Annotated in this window: 16 protein-coding genes; 12 read left to right on the top strand and 4 right to left on the bottom strand. The window is 44.5% G+C overall.

Annotation, left to right across the window (positions count from 1 at the left end):
- The first annotated feature begins 64 nt into the window (after window positions 1-64).
- The 5 genes from B2P60_RS05270 (at window position 65) to B2P60_RS05290 (ending at window position 2,791) form a co-directional block, all read left to right on the top strand.
- Complete coding sequence (locus B2P60_RS05270) at window positions 65-553, top strand: META domain-containing protein (protein WP_286739866.1); 489 nt, start codon at window positions 65-67, stop codon at window positions 551-553.
- Window positions 554-748: 195 nt separating this feature from the next.
- Entirely contained in the window at window positions 749-1,753 is a 1,005-nt protein-coding gene (locus tag B2P60_RS05275) for a Xaa-Pro aminopeptidase (RefSeq protein WP_286739868.1), read from the top strand.
- A gap of 55 nt (window positions 1,754-1,808) precedes the next feature.
- Window positions 1,809-1,970, top strand: coding sequence for a DUF2256 domain-containing protein (locus B2P60_RS05280; RefSeq protein ID WP_193005733.1), 162 nt, complete (start codon window positions 1,809-1,811; stop codon window positions 1,968-1,970).
- Window positions 1,971-2,117: 147 nt separating this feature from the next.
- Window positions 2,118-2,264 (top strand): DUF2256 domain-containing protein, encoded by a 147-nt coding sequence (locus tag B2P60_RS05285; protein ID WP_286739870.1) that lies wholly within the window; start codon window positions 2,118-2,120, stop codon window positions 2,262-2,264.
- Window positions 2,265-2,290: 26 nt separating this feature from the next.
- On the top strand, window positions 2,291-2,791 hold the full coding sequence (locus tag B2P60_RS05290) for a hypothetical protein (protein WP_286739871.1): 501 nt from the start codon (window positions 2,291-2,293) through the stop codon (window positions 2,789-2,791).
- A gap of 252 nt (window positions 2,792-3,043) precedes the next feature.
- On the opposite strand, the gene metH is transcribed toward B2P60_RS05290, so the two are convergent.
- Window positions 3,044-6,730: a methionine synthase gene (gene metH, locus B2P60_RS05295; RefSeq protein WP_414706628.1), complete on the bottom strand. Its 3,687-nt coding sequence runs from the start codon at window positions 6,728-6,730 to the stop codon at window positions 3,044-3,046.
- Between the two features lie 670 nt (window positions 6,731-7,400).
- Between metH and B2P60_RS05300 the strand changes: the two genes are divergently transcribed.
- Together B2P60_RS05300 and B2P60_RS05305 are read left to right on the top strand one after the other, a co-directional pair.
- A complete protein-coding gene (locus tag B2P60_RS05300; protein ID WP_193005729.1) occupies window positions 7,401-7,955 on the top strand; it encodes a fasciclin domain-containing protein in 555 nt (184 codons plus the stop codon).
- Between the two features lie 430 nt (window positions 7,956-8,385).
- Window positions 8,386-9,000 carry a fasciclin domain-containing protein gene (locus B2P60_RS05305; protein WP_193005728.1) on the top strand — a complete coding sequence of 205 codons (615 nt, stop codon included), beginning with the start codon at window positions 8,386-8,388 and terminating at the stop codon, window positions 8,998-9,000.
- A 305-nt stretch (window positions 9,001-9,305) separates the two neighbouring features.
- On the opposite strand, the gene B2P60_RS05310 is transcribed toward B2P60_RS05305, so the two are convergent.
- The gene (locus B2P60_RS05310) at window positions 9,306-10,853 is read right to left on the bottom strand and encodes an alanine/glycine:cation symporter family protein (RefSeq protein ID WP_193005727.1); all 1,548 of its coding nucleotides are present in this window, start codon (window positions 10,851-10,853) and stop codon (window positions 9,306-9,308) included.
- A 1,067-nt stretch (window positions 10,854-11,920) separates the two neighbouring features.
- Between B2P60_RS05310 and B2P60_RS05315 the strand changes: the two genes are divergently transcribed.
- The 4 genes from B2P60_RS05315 to B2P60_RS05330 all read left to right on the top strand — a co-directional run bounded on the left by B2P60_RS05315 (window position 11,921) and on the right by B2P60_RS05330 (window position 15,614).
- Window positions 11,921-12,553 (top strand): LemA family protein, encoded by a 633-nt coding sequence (locus B2P60_RS05315; protein WP_193005726.1) that lies wholly within the window; start codon window positions 11,921-11,923, stop codon window positions 12,551-12,553.
- 139 nt (window positions 12,554-12,692) lie between these two features.
- Window positions 12,693-13,838 carry a TPM domain-containing protein gene (locus tag B2P60_RS05320; protein ID WP_286739877.1) on the top strand — a complete coding sequence of 382 codons (1,146 nt, stop codon included), beginning with the start codon at window positions 12,693-12,695 and terminating at the stop codon, window positions 13,836-13,838.
- A gap of 51 nt (window positions 13,839-13,889) precedes the next feature.
- Entirely contained in the window at window positions 13,890-14,414 is a 525-nt protein-coding gene (locus B2P60_RS05325) for a TPM domain-containing protein (RefSeq protein ID WP_198335083.1), read from the top strand.
- Window positions 14,415-14,615: 201 nt separating this feature from the next.
- Window positions 14,616-15,614 (top strand): adenosine deaminase, encoded by a 999-nt coding sequence (locus B2P60_RS05330; RefSeq protein ID WP_286739880.1) that lies wholly within the window; start codon window positions 14,616-14,618, stop codon window positions 15,612-15,614.
- Between the two features lie 137 nt (window positions 15,615-15,751).
- Here the strand turns inward: B2P60_RS05330 and B2P60_RS05335 are convergent, their stop codons facing one another.
- Window positions 15,752-16,552 carry an SIR2 family NAD-dependent protein deacylase gene (locus B2P60_RS05335; protein WP_286739882.1) on the bottom strand — a complete coding sequence of 267 codons (801 nt, stop codon included), beginning with the start codon at window positions 16,550-16,552 and terminating at the stop codon, window positions 15,752-15,754.
- Window positions 16,553-16,586: 34 nt separating this feature from the next.
- On the opposite strand from B2P60_RS05335, the gene B2P60_RS05340 reads away from it, so the two are divergent.
- Window positions 16,587-16,949 carry a hypothetical protein gene (locus B2P60_RS05340; RefSeq protein ID WP_286739885.1) on the top strand — a complete coding sequence of 121 codons (363 nt, stop codon included), beginning with the start codon at window positions 16,587-16,589 and terminating at the stop codon, window positions 16,947-16,949.
- Between the two features lie 513 nt (window positions 16,950-17,462).
- Here B2P60_RS05340 and B2P60_RS05345 read toward each other — a convergent pair.
- The gene (locus B2P60_RS05345) at window positions 17,463-18,635 is read right to left on the bottom strand and encodes a Fic family protein (RefSeq protein WP_286739888.1); all 1,173 of its coding nucleotides are present in this window, start codon (window positions 18,633-18,635) and stop codon (window positions 17,463-17,465) included.
- Window positions 18,636-18,961 lie beyond the last annotated feature (326 nt).

The following is an 18,961-nucleotide window of genomic DNA, read 5'->3' on the forward strand; positions in this document are numbered from 1 at the left end:
ACGAACATTTAGAGTGAAAAATATCTTGGTTGTTCATTCTAAATCAAACCACTGCGGAGATGATATGAAAAACATGACTAAAATAATGATGGCTGCGACCCTTGCGGTAGGGACACTTGCGGCCGGTTGCCAAACCACCCCTAATATCACGGCCCCTGTCACCCAGCCAATCACTGCAGAGGCACTGCAAGCGTATAATTGGCAACTTGTCGATGCCAAGCGTACCAATGGCGACAAAGTCAGCCAGTTGTTTTTTGATCCAGCGAAGCCGTTAACGCTAAATTTCTTTACCTCTAACGGTAGTGACCGTGTGAGCTTTATCAATACGTGTAACAATATGGGTGCGGAATACAGTGTGGTCAATGGCAATGTACAGATTAAAAACGGCATCAGTACTTTAATGGCCTGTCCTGAGCCGCAAGCGAGCTTTGATACAGCAACATTAGCGACTGTACAAGGTAAATATAGCCTAGATAAAAATGCGAATAAAACGCCTATCTTGACCATCAAAAACGACAATCAAGTGGCTTACTTCAAAGGTGTTACTAAATAATTCAGTCATCATAGATAAGGGATCTAAGCCCACTGTTTTTTTAACCTAATATTTAGTTTTAATAATGCCTCACTATTTAAGTGGGGCATTTTTTTATCTAAAATCAAAGCGCAATGTACGCTACACTAGAAGCAATACATGCCTTTAGCAAAAGACGCATAACGCGTCTCTCAAGGCTATATTGGACTTTATCTTATGTTAAAAACCTCTGCGCTAAAAGTGGCCATAAACGTGCGCCTAATAAACCATACTATCGTCATTGGCACTCTCAGCGTGTTAACGGGGTGTCAGACGCTACCCAGCCCGCCTGCCAAAACGCCTACCAATACAGTCGCGACCAATCCACTGACAGCACGTATGCTCGCGATAGACCGTCAAGGCTACATTGCTTATGTGGAGGAGCAAGGAATGGGCAGCGCTAAAATATCGACACTTTATCGCATTCGTCCTGATGGTAGCGACCGCCAACTGATCGACCAGTTAAATGGCTATATCTATGCGCCAGCGTGGTCAGCTGACGGGCGACTGCTCGCCTATAGCAAACAGGCCCCGCGTGAGCACCCCAACATTTATATTTATGATTGGAGCAATCGCACGCGCAATCTGGTGGTCAGTGCTGACGGTAGCAATCTGTCAGCATCATTCTCCCCTGATGGACAAAAATTACTCTACAGCTCCACCGTTGGTGGCAACGCCGATATCTATGAGATGCGTTTGAGTGATGGCGAAACCCGCCAGCTGACCACCTTACCCAGCACAGAAGTGCAGCCCAGCTATGCAGCCGACGGCAAGAGCTTTGTCTATACCAGTGATAAAGTCCGCGCTGGGCGTCCTCGCATCTACCGTTATAGCTTTGCCACTACCAATGCCGTACCGGTGTCGACAGGTGGCTACGCGGCCAGTCCCCAGTTGAGTCTAGATGGTCAGCGTCTGGCCTACCTAAATGGTCGCAAGGCAACGGTCATGACGCTCGCCACGGGGCAAGTGCTCAATCTGGCAGAGACAGGACTGGATGAACCAGCACGTCTATCACCCTCTGGACAGTATGCAGTCTATCCAACGCGTCATTCGAATTTAGACGGGCAAGTAGGCGGTCAAAGCGGTGGTGGTTTGATTATCCATTCACTGTCTGGCAACGCAAGCTATACCATCAGTGGTAAAGATGGCGGGGTAGTACGCTCACCAGTGTGGAGCCGTTAACATGACGGTTTTAAAAATTTAGTCACCAATCTAATCAATCTAAGGGTAATAAGGGATGGCGCACAAAAAGAAGAACGTCCGCAAAAAAGAATGTCCGGTCTGTGAGCGCGAGTTTAGCTGGAGCAAGAAGCTCGATAAAAACTGGGACAATATGGTCTACTGCTCAGATCAGTGCCGACGGATTAAAAAGTATGAGGGCGTCGAGCATCAGAAGTAAGATGATACCAAACAACAAAAATACGATTAGCTGTGTCAAAATCGCTTAGCCTACAATGCGTAGTACTTGCACTCTTTTTCCTTGCTACTCTAATTTTTGTGAATGGTATGAATAATTCATCAGTCGAATAGATAAGGTAGGGCAGTTATGGTACATAAGAAAGTAAACTTACCGCAAAAAACCTGCCCTGTCTGCCAGCGTCCGTTTACGTGGCGTAAGAAGTGGGAGAAAGATTGGGAGCAGGTGATTTATTGTTCTGAGAAGTGTCGGCGGGGGAAGGATAAAGCTGATTAAGTTAATTCAAGATAGTAAGGTAAATTATGAGTAAGCATTATGAACAATCAAGCTTCCGAGAAAAGCTTATTGAGCACTTATTTATTGGTGAAATACTAAAATTATCGTGGTTAAAAGGTGATTGTCAGTTGGAGGTTATGAAACCTGAAGTTGATCACGCAGGTTGTGATGTTGTCCTTGAAGACAATAATATTATTCGTCATATTCAACTCAAAACGTCAAAATTAGGTGCTAAAGCGTCAAGTCAAAAAGTTAATGTTCGTTTAGCCAATAAACCTTCAGGATGTATTGTTTGGATAGTATTTGATGAAGATACTTTAGAGTTATGCTCGTTTTATTTTTTTGGTGCTGAGGCTGGCAAGCCATTAACTGGACTAGAGAATGCTAAAGTTGCAAAACATACCAAAGCCAATGCGGATGGCATAAAAGCTGAAAGGCCTAATATCCGCACTATTAATAAAGGAAAATTTGATCGTTACGATAGCATTGAAGCTTTATATAACGTCTTGTTCGTTCCAAAAAGCTAAGGTCAGTCATTATTCATTTTGATATGCTGGAATATGGCTTGACATAATTCTCTTGCTGATCTTTTAGCAAAAATATTCGCAATTAACGTATCGCTAAAGTTGTGCCATACATTAAAGCGCGCACTGGGTAAGACAGCGACAGGATTGAAGTGAAAATCTGGCTATGACTCTATAAAAATGGCTTACTCATCGTAAATGAGTAAGCCAGCAGACAGCCAAAAAATGGTTAGGCGTTAGCTGACTTTCACACCTCTACAAATTCGGATTTAACCATTTCTCAGCCGTTTTCATATCCCAGCCTTTACGCTCCGCATAGCTCTCTAACTGATCGCGACTGATTTTACCAACGTTGAAGTACTCACTGTCAGGGTGCGAGTAATAGAAGCCGCTGACCGATGACGCAGGCCACATCGCATAGCTTTCGGTCAAGGTCGTACCGATGGCATCGACTGTACCAAGCCAATCAAACAATTTGCCTTTTTCAGTGTGTTCAGGGCAGGCAGGGTAGCCGGGCGCTGGACGAATACCAACGTATTTTTCTTTGATCATCTCATCATTGGTGAGCGATTCGGTTGGTTGATAGCCCCAATAGTCTTTTCGAATCAGCTCGTGCAGGTGCTCGGCAAAGGCTTCTGCTAGTCGATCAGATAACGCTTGTACCATGATGGCGTTATAATCATCGCCTGCGGCCTTGTACTTTTCTGCCAGCGCTTCTGTACCGACGATGGAGACAGTAAAGCCGCCCAAATAGTCATTATAGGCGTCCGAGGGCGAGATGAAATCTGCCAAGCTCAGGTTCGGCTTGCCACTGGATTTGTCGCTTTGTTGGCGTAAGTGCTCAAACTGATGGGTCGGTTGACCGTTTTGTTGCGGATCGTTGTCGTAGACAGTGACCGTGTCTGCACCAGTACGACGGGCGGGCATGAGTTTAAACACGCCTTTGGCCACGATTAACTTTTCATCGATCATCTTTTGTAGCATGTCTTCTGCATTGGCAAACAGATCGCGTGCCGCTTCACCAACCACGTTATCTTGCAAGATTTTGGGGTATTTACCTGTCAGTCCCCAGGAGATAAAGAATGGTGTCCAGTCAATATAAGGGAGGAGGTTGGTGATGGGATAGTCGTCAAATATCACTTGTCCGAGGGTATTTGGGACAGGCGGTACATAGTTTTCCCAATCATACTGAAAACCAATCTTAACCGACTCAGCATAGGTCAACTTGGCCGCTTTCGGTTGACGCTTGGCGAGACGCTCACGTACTTTGACATACTCTTCACGTGTCTCATCGATAAGCGCTTGACGGTGCTCTTTTGACAGCAGTTTGGTCACCACGCCGACTGAGCGCGAGGCGTCTGAGACATAGATCACACCATCGTTTTGGTATTGTGGCTCGACTTTGACAGCGGTATGGGCTTTTGAGGTGGTGGCACCGCCAATCATTAGCGGTAAGGTCATACCGCGCTCTTGCATTTGTTTGGCGACGTAGACCATCTCATCAAGACTTGGGGTAATCAAGCCTGATAGACCGATGATATCGACTTTTTCTTTGATGGCGGTATCGAGAATTTTTTCACAAGGAACCATCACGCCCAGATCAAGGATGTCGTAACCATTACAGCCCAGTACCACACCGACGATGTTTTTGCCAATATCATGCACGTCACCTTTGACCGTTGCCATCAGGACTTTACCTTTGACTTCACCCTCGACCTTTTCGGCCTCAATGTACGGGTTGAGCCAAGCGACCGATTGCTTCATGACGCGCGCCGATTTTACCACTTGCGGCAAAAACATTTTACCCGCGCCAAATAGATCGCCGACGATATTCATACCGTCCATGAGTGGTCCTTCGATGACCTCTAGCGGTTTGGGGTATTTCTCCCACGCTTCTTTGGTATCGGCTTCGATAAAGGTGGTGATGCCTTTTACTAACGCATGAGCAATACGCTCTTCTACCGTGCCTTCACGCCAGCTCATATCAACGGTGCTGTCTTTTTTCTTACCACCGTCTTGGTAGTTTTCAGCGACAGTCATGAGACGTTCAGTCGCATCTTGCCCCGTGTCACCTTGATTGCGGTTCAGCATCACATCTTCAATGGCCTCACGCGCCTCGACAGGAATGTCATCATACACTTCAAGCATGGCGGGATTAACGATACCCATGGTCAGACCGTTTTTGATCGCATGGTATAGGAACACAGAGTTGATCGCTTCACGGATAGGGTTACCACGGAAACTAAAGGAGACGTTAGAGACACCGCCTGACACCATAGCGTTCGGCAGGTTTTCAGTGATCCAGCGCGTGGCATTGATAAAGTCAGCGCCATAGTTGTTATGCTCTGTGATACCTGTTGCGACCGCAAAAATATTGGGATCAAAGATAATGTCCTCGCTAGGAAACCCCAATTCATTGACCAACACATCATAGCTGCGCTGACAAATCTGAATTTTACGCTCGTAGGTATCGGCTTGACCATCTTCATCAAAGGCCATGACAATCACAGCCGCGCCATAACGCATACATAACTTAGCGCGTTCGACGAACTCAGCATGGCCTTCTTTTAAGGAGATGGAGTTGACGACAGATTTACCCTGCGTGCGTTTGAGGCCTTCTTCAATGATGTCCCATTTAGATGAGTCAATCATTAAGGGGACACGGCTGATATCAGGCTCACCTGAGACCAGATTGACAAAATGGATCATCGCTTGCTTAGAATCAAGCATGCCCTCATCCATGTTGATATCGACGATTTGCGCGCCGCCCTCGACTTGATCACGAGCGACATCGAGCGCCTCAAGATAGGCTTCGGTTTTAATCAAACGCAAGAACTTCTTTGACCCAGTGACGTTGGTACGCTCACCCACGTTGACAAACAAACTCTCAGGCGTGATGGTAAAGGGCTCAAGTCCTGATAGACGGCAGGCAGGCGGTGTCTCAGGAATGACGCGAGGCGGATAGTTCGCCACCATGTTGGCAATCTGGCGAATGTGCTCAGGTGTGGTCCCACAGCAGCCGCCGACGATATTTAAGATACCAGCCTTGGCAAAACCTTCGAGTAGGGCAGCCGTTTCCTCAGCGGTTTCATCATACTCCCCAAACTCATTAGGCAGACCGGCATTTGGATGCGCAGAGACAAAAGTGTCCGCGATGTTTGACAGCGTCTGAATGTGTGGACGTAGCGCATCGGCCCCCAGCGCACAGTTAAAACCCACAGATAATGGTTTGGCATGGCGAACAGAGTTATAAAACGCCTCAGCCGTTTGACCTGATAGGGTTCGACCCGAGGCATCGGTAATCGTCCCTGAGATCATAATTGGTAATTCAAAGCCGATATCATCAAACACACCCGTGATCGCAAATATCGCCGCCTTGGCATTGAGCGTATCAAAGATGGTTTCAATCAAGATAATATCCACGCCGCCTTCTATGAGTGCCAAGGTCGCTTCACGGTAATTTAGCACCAGCTCATCAAAGGTAATATTACGAAAAGCAGGATCGTTGACATCAGGCGACAGCGAACATGTGCGCGAGGTTGGACCCACGACACCAGCGACAAAGCGCGGCTTATCAGGCGTTTTGGCGGTAAACGCATCCGCCGCCGCACGTGCAATGTTGGCCGCCGTCTTATTCAGCTCGGGGACCAGATATTCCATATCGTAGTCGGCCATCGATAGGCGCGTACCATTAAAGCTGTTGGTCTCAATGATATCTGCCCCAGCCGCCAGATGATCGTGATGAATCTCTTTAATCATGTGCGGCTGCGAGAGTACCAGCAGATCGTTATTGCCCCTGACGTCTTGACTGATATCTGCAAAACGCTCACCACGATAATCCGCTTCTTCCAACTTGTAAGTTTGAATCTGGGTACCCATCGCGCCATCTAACATCAAAATTCTTGAGGTCATCTGCTCAGTGATGCGGGCACGTGCCGTCAGTTGTTGTTCTTTATAAGGAAATACAGCAGGTGGCGTTAGCACAAAGCCGTCAGTAGAGTGTGATGAGCTAGGAGTGGTATCAGGTTGAGAGGAAGTCTGTGAAGTCGTTGTTTGAGTCATAGGAGCGCTGCTTATATCGTCAATATTATAAAAGGAGGGAGTAACAAATAGGGTGCAAAATTTTATAAAAGGCGTCGGCAAATCCAGATTATTTTAGCATGAAAATCATACAGTACGCCGGATAGTCCTTATTCCTCTTTGGCAATTTGATAAACCTGATGTCAGTTTAATGACGAACGGGCATGGCATCAAAGTCTATGGCATAAAATGGTTTAGTACAAATGAATATCATTTCGCTAAAAGATTACAGAAAGCTTTGCTTTTATAAATGAAAGCCAACGGGCATTCGTAAAAGTCAGACAAGGTTTACACCGATACTACAAAAAATAGCGGAAAGAGGAATTGATAAAACGGCTTTATATGTTAATTTAATTTCAGAAGAGTTGGTTTTTTATAAGTAATACTTACTAGTAAATGTTAATGATTGCTATTCGCTATTTGTCAGTATTAATCAGTAACAGCCAAGCAAGTAGGTATTCTAGAAAATCAATTTGATCTGTAAAACAGTAAGATCGTAGTCAAAAAATACTTAATCATTAAGGACAATGTTATGAAAATTAGTAAAATTGCTACCATCGGTACATTAGCAGTTTCAATCGCAGGTCTAAGCGCTTGTAATAATATGATGCCTCATAAGAGCGCACATATGAAAGCGCCTATGCACAGTCAATCGATGGCAAAAATGAACGTGGTACAAGTTGCCCAAAGTAACGCTGATTTCTCATTGCTCGTAGAAGCGATACAAGCGGCTGGGCTAACGGGTGCGCTGGCCAATCCAAATGCCAATTACACCATATTTGCCCCAACCAACGCCGCCTTTGTGCAAGCTCTACAAGAAACAGGGATGACGAAAGCGCAACTATTTGCCAATAAGCCATTGCTAACCAAAATCTTAGGTTACCACGTGATCAACGGTGATATGGCGATGTATGCCAAAGACGTGAAGCCAGGCAACGTCATGACCCTGAGCAACGATACATTAATGGTGACTAGCCAAGGCAAGTTGATGGATGAAAACGGTCGTACGACGAATATCATAAAAACCGATATCGCAGCTAATAACGGTGTGGTACACGTCATTGACAGAGTATTACTACCGAAATAAGGGTGAGTAAAAACTTTGGTTGTTGGGAGTAGGAAACGATCCCCTGATTACTTTATACAACGCATGTTATATGACGAAGCTGGTCTAGGTACTGGCTATCGTCTTTTTTGCCCTAAGTGTCAGACAGAGGTCATTGTTTAGGCGGCATTGTTTTCGATGCCCATTCTCAAGTGGTACACGTGATTAATACAGTGGTACTACCTAAGTAAGCATCAATCTAAAAATAATAAGTTACACTCATAGTAATTGGTATAACAGGTTTGAGGTAGTTGAAGCTGGCTAACGTGCCATGTTTGCAATTAATAACGTATTTACTGTTATATTCATTGGTTACATACATACATTCATTCATTCATTAAGAGATACTATTTATTTAGCAAAATTATTTGTTCAATCAATAGTCTAATCATTCATTTATAAGGAAATACTCATGTTAAAGAAGAAGGTACTATCTATCGCGGTTGTTACTGCTGCCATATCATTGGCGGCCTGTAATGACACTGAAACTGTCGCAGATCCTGTGGAGCCTGAAGTCACTACTGAAGAAGTGGTGGTAGTAGATCCAGCTGTTGAAGCTGAACCAATGGTGGAAGCTGAGCCAATGGCTGAAACTGACGTAGTCGGGACGCAAACCATTGGCGAGATGGCAGCGAGCAATGAAGATCTAACCATTCTTACGGCTGCACTACAAGCCGCTGGACTGGATACAATGCTGATGGCTGATGACAAATACACGGTATTTGCCCCTACTGATGAGGCGTTTGCTGCTTTGTTAACCAAACTGGACATGACCAAAGAAGAGCTATTGGCTGATGAAGCGACGCTAAAAAGCGTTCTGCCTTATCATGTCGTTCCTACGGTCGTGACAGCGTCTGATATTCCTTATGGTACTGATATTGAAACGGCAAATGGCCAAGCCTTCATGATTAGTGAAGATAATGTGATCACTGATGCGAGTGGCAACACGGCCAATATCGTTGGCACAGACATGATGGCAACCAATGGTGTGGTCCATGTAATCGATACCGTATTATTACCAAAATAAGCCTGTGTAAACGATTGCTATAATTTGCAGATGTTACCTAAAGAGCCTAGCGATGAGCTGGGCTTTTTTGTGCTTGGCTGTTATCCAAGAAACTCTCAGGAATGGTGCCACAGAGACATTAGAAGCGCGCTTAGCATGGCCAGCCATACCTAGTGGGGAGGTATCAATGAGAGAATGCCGATTTAACGCCACATTTCACTTTGCTATGCTTTAGCTTTACGCATTCAACGTTCAAAATGAACAAAGCCCGAGACGATGGCCTCGGGCTTTTGCTTAAGATACTTATTTAGTAACCGCTGTCGTGATTACTTACGCTCTTTACGTAGTGGGTCAGCCGCCAGTCTTTGTTGCTCTAGTAGATGACGCTCTTCCCAATAAGGCGCATTTTTGATACCGAATTTTGCAGGATCAAAACTGTAGCGTGCAACGCCAGCTTTACGCTGTGCTTCATAGTCTTTAAGCATAGTGAGTGTTGGACGCGCCACGATAAAGATGACCAAGATACCAACAATATTGAGCCATGCCATGAGGCCAACACCAATATCACCAATAGCCCAAATGTAACCCGCTGAGTTTAGACCACCGTAGGCAACCATCACCATGATGAGGACTTTAACTAAGAATAAGCCCGTCTTATTGGCACCGCGACTGAGAAAGCGAGTCAAGTAAGCCACGTTCACTTCAGCGATGTAGTAGTAGGCCAAGATAGTCGTAAAGGCAAAGAAGAATACAGCCACCGCGATAAAGGTATTACCAAAACCACCGTATACAGATTCCATTGCCATTTGCGTAAATGCAGGCGCGTTGATCTCAGTGGTAGCAGCGACATTCTGTACGATGAACTGACCGTCTGGTAGCGTACCTTGGATGTTATAAGTACCCATCGTCAAGATCATAAATGCAGTAGCAGAACATACTAGCAATGTATCAACATACACTGAGAATGCCTGTACCAGACCTTGCTGTGATGGATGCTCAACTTCAGCAGCAGCAGCAGCGTGAGGGCCTGTCCCTTGACCTGCTTCGTTTGAGTAAATACCACGTTTGACACCCCAACCAATAGCCGCACCGAAACCTGCTTGTGCCGTAAAGGCATCGCTAATGATGAGACCGAATACTTGTGGAATCATGTCAAAGTTAGTGAACATAATGATGAGGGCTAGCACGATATAGCCTAACGCCATAAAAGGGACGGCAAACTCAGTAAAGGTTGCAATACGTTTAATACCACCAAAGATGATGATACCTAAAACCACTAGGATGATAGCTAGAGCGACCAAACGCATAGAACCGACTTCTAATGCGCCGATACTCATGACAGTGCCTTCACCCATTACCTGTGCGAACGCATTGATCACGCCGTTGGCTTGAACGCCTGGCAAGAACATACCACAAGACAAAATTGAGGCGATGGCAAAGAGGATACCGTACCATTTTTGACCAAGGGCACGCTCAAAGTAATACGCAGGGCCACCGCGGTACTCGCCAGTGACCGTGTCTTTTTCTTTATAAATCTGTGCAAGTGTCGACTCAACGTAAGCCGTAGATGCGCCTAAGAAGGCCACGATCCACATCCAAAACACGGCACCCGGACCACCAAAGCCGATAGCCGCAGCAACACCTGCAATGTTACCCATACCCACACGGCCTGCGAGTGAGACGGCAAGTGCCTGAAATGATGAAATACCTTGTTGGCTGGACTTACCAGTGAAGAGCAATTTGATCATTTCACCGAATAAACGCACTTGTACAAAGCGCGTCAGAATGGAATAGAACAGGCCCGCGCCCAAACACAGATAGATCAGTGCGGGGCTCCAGATAATTCCGTTTACTAAGTTAACTAAACCTTCCATATGTATATTCCTAGTACTGTCTCAAAGTGGCTCTGTATGCTAGGAGTAAGCTAACTGGTTAACTTACTTATTTAAGTTAAGCAGTTAAATTAGCTACATTGACTTATACATCAGATAAGTCTCATACGCGCTTAGCCACTAAGAATGGACTGTAGTTGTCTGTATTTATCCGCTTGGCTCATCAGCAACATTGACGGTTTGCATAACACCTACTGACGCCAATATTTCTATCAGCGACATTTGCCACGCTTTTGCTGTCTTTATTACTGGTGCATCTTATTATCACATCATAAATAAGATAAGTTATAAGTAGACCAGCGGATAAAATAGGCGGCTAATCATTAAATACTGATCGTATTTAACTTGTTATGAGCCGTACCGATTGATGACAGGACGGGCGTGGATGATTGAATCTGTGAGCAACTGTCTAATAATTGATTGACACTTTTATACATCAATCAACGATTGGCTAGTACTAATCAAACGATAAGTCCACTACCAAATGTATTCAAACCGTACGGCTACGTAACTGCAATTTGCCATATTTTTTTACCAATTACTAGAATTTTCTTTGTACATAACCATATATATTCTTTTTGCGTGAGGTGGTCACTGTCATAAATAACGCTAACGTGGGGGCATATAACGCTGCTAGGTGTGGCAAGACCGCCTACTAAAAAATGTATCACCTAATGAGAACGCTAACGTTGTCACGGCTTTTACCACGCTCTATCTATGAATAGCAAGGGACGGAAAGCGGCATCAAAATAAGGGTTTGCGGTTGTTTTTTGGTAACGGTGAATTGTAAAAGTGCCGTTATCACGCCATTATTGTTAGGATAACTTATAGGCTATAAACCTGAGTATAACTTGAGCGTATGATTAGTATTTAATCCGCCAGCGCTTGTGTTTTGCATCTGCACTTATGTTTATATTTTTTGAATAAAAATACAGCCCCACAGAACGTTACTGACAGTAGTCAGGAGTTCCAGTAGTCAGGCGTTCTGAAAACAAGATTAAAAGCTGTGACTGGTTATTTGTTATTTATCATCATTAGGAGAGACATCGATGACGCGTCAATCAATTGTAAAACCCATGTTGCTTGCAGCAGTATTAGCAACTTCTACTGTTGGTCTAAGCGGTTGTGGCTATAATAACCTTCAAGCCCAAGACGAGCAGGTGACGGCGTCGTGGTCAGAAGTGGTCAACCAGTATCAACGCCGTTCTGACTTGGTGCCAAACTTAGTCAAAGTGGTACAGCAGTATGCGGAGCAAGAACAAGAGGTGTTTACTCAAGTGGCTGAGGCTCGCTCACGTGCTGGCAGTATCACCGTGACGCCTGAGGTACTCAATGATCCAGAAGCGATGGAGCGTTATGCGGCTGCGCAAGAACAAATGACGGGGGCGTTATCACGTCTGATGGCAGTGTCTGAGCGTTATCCTGAGCTAAAGTCAGATGCGTTGTTCCAAGATTTACAAGCACAGCTCGAAGGCACTGAAAACCGGATTGCTGTCGCTCGTAACCGTTATATACAAGAAGTACAAGCTTACAATACCACTGTGCGCCAGTTCCCAACCAACATCACGGCGAAAGTGTTTGGTATGGATGCTAAGCCAAACTTTAGCGTGGCGAATGAAGAGGCTATCTCAACTGCGCCAAGTGTCGACTTCGGTGATGATAACGCAGCGACAGCTGAGTAACCTTAATTAAATGCATGAGTAGCGAGGTATTTGCCTGGTTGCGGGTTTAGAGGGCACTGCCAGATTTGTTTTAAAGGTGTCGATAGTTATGAATGCCTATTAATTTAGTACCGATGTCACTTGAGGTGGTATAGAGTAGATGAATAATTCCAAAGCAATCTTATCAACATTGTTGTTCACCCTAAGCATGAGTAGTGCCTCTGTGCTGCATGCTGCGCCTGCTGACACGGCTGTGGCGACAAAAAATAACCCCTCAAGCATACAAGACCGTAGCGTCGAGGATTTGGTGGCTATTGCCAAAGCCGGTGAGTCCAATGAAGCCATCAATGACGCTGTACTGGGCAATGATGCCATTAACCCAGTGGCGGCCAACAGTGAGGCCACCACTGAGACCTCAGCAGCCACTCGCCCTTCTGTACAATCAAGCGCGCCTAGTGTCGATGCAGACAAACTGATATTAAATAAGCCAGTGATTGATCAGGCCAATATTTTAAACCCGCAAGAAAAACAGCGCTTGGAAGCACAGCTTAGAAATATCTACCAGCAAGGTCTAGCACAAGCAGCTGTTGTCATCGTACCGACGACAAATGGTCTGCCTATCTTTGACTATGCCTTGCAAGTGGCAGAAAAATGGCAGCTTGGCGATCAAGACATCGATGATGGTTTGTTAATTGTCGTTGCGGTCAATGACCGTGACATGTATATTTTAACGGGCTACGGCCTAGAGGGCGTGTTGCCAGATGCTGCGGTCAATCGTATCATTCGGGAAGAGATCACCCCGCTATTTAAACAGGACAACTATGGCGCTGGGATTTTAGCTGGGGTTGAGGCCTTAAAAGCGCGTCTGAGCGCTGACCCTGAGGTTTTGGCGCGTGCCGATGCGCAAGCAGCCGAACGTAGTCAAAATCCAAACGATGTCGGTGACAACTCATCACCCGTTTTTTTATTCGTCATGGCGATGATATTTGGTAGTTTTATTACCAGCATCTTTGGCCGCGTTTTTGGCTCGATCCTGACGGCCGGAGGTTTTTTTGCCGGCTCATTGGCGCTCGGCGGCGGCTTTTTTATGACGCTGATTATGGCGATATTTATCTGGATGTTCCTGATTTCACGCGGTGGTGGTGGCAAAGGCGGCGGCGGTAAAGGTGGTCGCAGAGGCGGCGGCATGATTTTTCTACCCGGCATGGGCGGCGGTGGCGGCTTTGGCGGTGGTGGTTTCGGTGGCGGCGGCTTTGGCGGCGGTGGTGGTGGCTTTGGCGGCGGCGGTGCTGGCGGCTCGTGGTAGACCCATTCACTAAATGAACGTCAGTAATGACGTACTTGAGGAAATAATATAATGGCAGAAAACAGCGCTTCAAATTCCAGTTTTGCCCGCTGGTGGCGTCAAGTCTTGTTTGTCCCTTTATTGCATAGTAAGTGGCTGACAGCAGACGCCAAAGCACGTTTAACAGATAAAGTAACACGCGCTGAGCGTGGACATCGGGGTGAGGTGTTTTTGATTGTAGAAAACCATCTACCTATCCAAGAGGCCTATCACATCGGCTGCCGCGACCGTGCGATTGACTTGTTTAGTGAGTATCGAGTTTGGGATACCGAAGAAAACACCGGTGTTTTGATCTATGTCAATATTTGTGAGCATCAGCTAGAGATAGTCGCTGATCGTGGCATCAGCGCGCACGTCAGCCCAACGGTATGGCGCGCGATGTGTGAAAAAGCGCTATCAGGTATTGCGAATAAGAAAACAGAAGAAAGTTTGACTGAATTGTTAGATGAGGTGGGACAATTGCTGCGTCAGTACTATCATCTTGAGCACAATCCGGCTGGTAATGAGTTGTCTGATACGGTGGTGTTTTTGAAGTAAGTACTATGATTGGCTATTTCTGCAAGTATTCTTATTGATAAAGGGTACATTCATCGCATTAAATGGTTTGCTTTTAGCCTATGGGGTTTTGAGGGTAATTCAAATATAATACGCGTCTAGCCACAGAAAATGACTGATGTGTGTCGCATTTAAGCCCATGTATCGTCTGCCTGTCTTGATAAAAAACACTACTGGAACACTATGATTGAGTTAATAAAGAAACTACCGAAAGCGGAACTGCATCTACATATTGAAGGCTCACTAGAACCTGAGCTGATGTTTCGATTGGCCAAAAAGAACGACGTAAAGATTCCTTATGAAAACATAGAAGATGTACGCAAGGCTTATAACTTCACCAATTTGCAAACCTTTTTAGACATTTACTATGCGGGTGCAAATGTTCTGCTCACCAAAGATGACTTTTATGATTTGACTTGGGAATACATTCTTAAATGTGTTGAGGACAATGTCATCCACACGGAGATCTTTTTTGATCCCCAGACACATACAGAAAGAGGCGTGCCTTTTGAGGCTGTAATAACGGGTATCAAAGAGGCACTTGCGGATGCTAAAGAAAAGTACGGCATCACCTCTTGTATTATTATGTGCTTTTTGCGTCATTTATCCCAAGAAGAGGCCTTTGAAACGTTAGAGCAAGCCTTGGCATTCAAAGACGACATCATTGGTGTGGGTCTTGATTCATCAGAGCTGGGCAATCCGCCATCGAAGTTTAAAGAGGTATTTAAAAAGGCCAAAGAAGAAGGCTTTAAATTGGTGGCCCATGCAGGTGAAGAGGCAGATTTTTCGTACATTTACGAAGCGCTAGATTTATTGAATATCAATAGAATCGATCATGGTGTGCAATCTATAAAAAGTCCAGAGCTGATGCAACGACTCAAAGACGAGCAAATGCCGCTGACCGTCTGCCCCAACTCAAATATCGAACTGAAAGTTTTTGAAACCTATAAAGAGCACAACATCAAAGAGCTGTTGGATTATGGTCTAAATATCAGTGTCAACTCAGACGATCCAGCGTACTTTAAAGGCTACGTCAATCAAAACTTTATCAACTTATATGAGAATCTACCGATCACGGAAGATGATGTCATAACCTTGGTGAAAAACTCTTTTCGTTCGGCATTTATAGATGATGAGCTAAAAGCAGCGTATTTAGCGAAAGTTGATCTAGCGTTACAATAAGACCTGATCAGATCGTGGTCTCGTACAAGGCTTAATGGTTGATACAAACCGTTAAGCCTTTTTTGGTCTGATAAAAATTTAAACGAACTCAGCACCCAAGCTAGTGTTAGATTTTATGATTCTTCACACAGCCATAATTATAACTCAGTGATTGCTTGTATGAGTGCTGGCATTATCACCCCCGCTTTTTCTGCTAACGTGATATCAACGACAGTATTTGGCGTCGGATTTGGATTTATTTCAATGATTTTGGCGCCATTGTGCTTTGCTAACTGGGTCAGTCCCGCAGCAGGATAAACGAGGCTTGAGGTACCAATACTGATAAACACTTCACAGCTGGCAGCGGCGTCCTCTGCCGTCTGCCATGCCTGTACGGGCAGCGCTTCCCCAAACCAAACGATATCTGGCCTGATGTAACCGCCACAGTGCTGGCAAGTGATTAACGTATCAGCAAAATCTGTGTCATCCTCACTATTAGATGAGCCCTCTGGTTTGCTTTGATAAGGTGCTTCACATTGACTACAACGATTACGCCACAGATTTCCATGCAGATGAGACACGGTACTGCCAGCTTGTTCATGTAAGTCATCGACATTTTGAGTGATGAGCGTTAACTGCTGATGGTTTGCTTTGATATGTTGCTGCCACTGGGCTAAGGCAACATGCGCGGGATTTGGCGTTTTATCCGCTACCAACTCTCTGCGCCATTGATACCACGACCATACCAGTTTTGGGTCACGGGCGAACGCAGTTGGTGTGGCCAAGTCCTCTGCATGATAGTTTTCCCATAAGCCTGTTTGCTTATCTCGAAAAGTTGGAATGCCGCTTTCTGCTGAAATTCCTGCCCCCGTTAAAACACAAATACGCTGTGAGGAAGCCAATAGTTTCGCTGCATCCTGTACTTCTGCTATTAACGCTGGTGATAATTCTGCTAACATAAGCCAACCCTTGCTAATAATGGATACTCTTCTTATGATAGATGGAATTTGGTGGCTTGTCATATTGTTTGCCGTTATCGCCGCCTTATGGCTGGTGGCAAAGTCACGTGGGGCAAAAGTAGGAGAGCAGAATGGGCACACACAGTCAAAAAAAGATAAGTCTCATGATGGCTTACAGAAGACCTCTGCATTATTAAAAAAATATTTCCCTAATTATCGAGTGACCCGTAAGGCAAATCATTTATTACTGAGTAAGCAAGATAAAAAAATTGCCATGATTACCATTGACAGGAAGCTTGCCACAGGGCAGCGCCGTCTTGGTAATGTGCCAGTGATTAACTACCACCGTGTCCCTAGCCGCGCGCAACTAACGGCTAATTTGCAAGAGGCAGAATAAGCTCACGTTATAAGCAAAACATTCAGAAAGATAGGCGCAGAGCAACAAACACAAATATCTTTAAAGACATATTTGCACAAGTGTGAGCGATGTAAGGTAGTGCTAGGGAAGGGGGAAATACAATGATTGGTGCGCTCGGCGGGAGTCAATCATATCGCCATAAGCCTTATATATCATGGTTTTTATTAATGTTGTAAATTAATTTAACATCAAATTTAACAACATTTCGTTATCGCTAATGATCAGACTTTATGCACAGGTTGGTACAACTTAAAGACATAAAAATGTCTGAGCAACCAATCCCTGATAACTATTCAGGGGCTTGCTCAGACAAATTAAATATATCAATGAGTAATGGTAATGTCAATTAAGCTAAAACCCCAGTTAAATGAATATTAGCCAACATCGCACACTTTACACGCATATTCACAGAAAGCTGCGCGTTTAATCATTTGAATTGAAAGTATAAGCTTTGTACTGCGCTTAGAAGCAGCTGTATATTCAAAAGCTCTCTTAAATCGCTAAAAGCAGTTTTCCATCTTGCTCAAACAGAAAGCCTTCATCTATCAAGGATTCTATATCCCTATAAAAGGTTCTTTCCGTACGATTACTATATAAAGCCTTGATTTGCGGATTACGCAATAATGCAGCAGGGGTATAAGTATCACTAAAGCCCATCATGACCATAATGGCATTAAACTGTCTTTCAGAAATTGCTTTGTTAAACCTAGCATTATTCAAACTACCTTGGTACAGCAAAAAACCAATCAGTTGATTACATTGGTCATGTAAGTCATTAATTGTTTGCAGCATGCCATCCATTGCAAAATCAATAAACAGTTTATTTGGCAGCTCCTTTTTGTTTTTAGCTTGTTTACGACAATGGTTAAATAAAGCAAAGTATTCATGAATATTTTTTTGATAATAATGCCATATAGCCGATGATGACAGTCTATATCCTGATTGCTCATATATTAACATTTCAATCAATCGACCCGTTCTACCATTGCCGTCCCAAAAGGGGTGAATAAGCTCAAAATAGTAATGAGCCAAACTCGCCCGAATGATCACATGCTGATTAATAATAGCAGGGCTATTCAACCATTCAATCCACGCTTGTAACAGGTATTCAATATCTTTAAGGCACTTGGGTGGTTGATAGCGTCCTCCATGCTCTGCATTACCGACATAGGTCTTTTGCCATTTTTCATTATCTCTAAACTGTCCGACTGGGTTATGCCCCTCATCTAAGCCTTGCGATACTAAAGCATGTAGATGTGTAATATCTGCTAATAAGAATGGTTTGCCTTGTGTAGGCTCAAATTGTGGATTGCGCTGCTTATTCACCCATAGCAAAGCATCTTTTAGATTAAACAACCGTTTTTCGGCTGATTTTTGAATATCTTTTGGGGCAGTATGTAAGATATTACCCGTTTCTTCTTCGCTAAATTCTCCACCTTCAATAGTATTGGTACTGTAAACACTACTGACCAAAACCTTCTCTTGGATTTTGTCTAGAATTTGTGCTGCTTTTGGCGTTTTATTAAAACGTAATTGCGCATCATCAATGCGATTTAAAAGGGCTTCATCAGGTGAGCAGCCCAACGTAAATGTGAATGAGCCAGACCGATAGGTCATGACTCTAAGCGTGCTATCATCAATCCACTCTTTAGATTGCTCTGCCATAATAATGAACCGTAATTTGTCAAAGAAAATGTCAAAATAATTATCAGCTAAAGCCATTATAGAATAAAGGGTGTAGAAAAATATAGACTAAAAATGTCAAAGAAAATGTCAAGCTTTTTGACCAGTCAAGATGCAAAGCGCTTAAATGGGTGCAAAACAGGCGCAAATAATGTGCGTTTTTCGTGCGTTTTCTTGCACTGTGCCTAATGGGTCTTATCCGACTTGCCAGCTTATCGCGTGTCTGTGGCTGATCCTGTAATGCGATGATTTCATCTGTTTTCTTGGTGCCTTGGTGCTTGCTTGGTTCCGCTATAACGGTGTGCTGA

The sequence above is a fragment of the Psychrobacter sp. UBA3068 genome, from assembly GCF_002366815.1.
Classification (GTDB): domain Bacteria; phylum Pseudomonadota; class Gammaproteobacteria; order Pseudomonadales; family Moraxellaceae; genus Psychrobacter; species Psychrobacter namhaensis.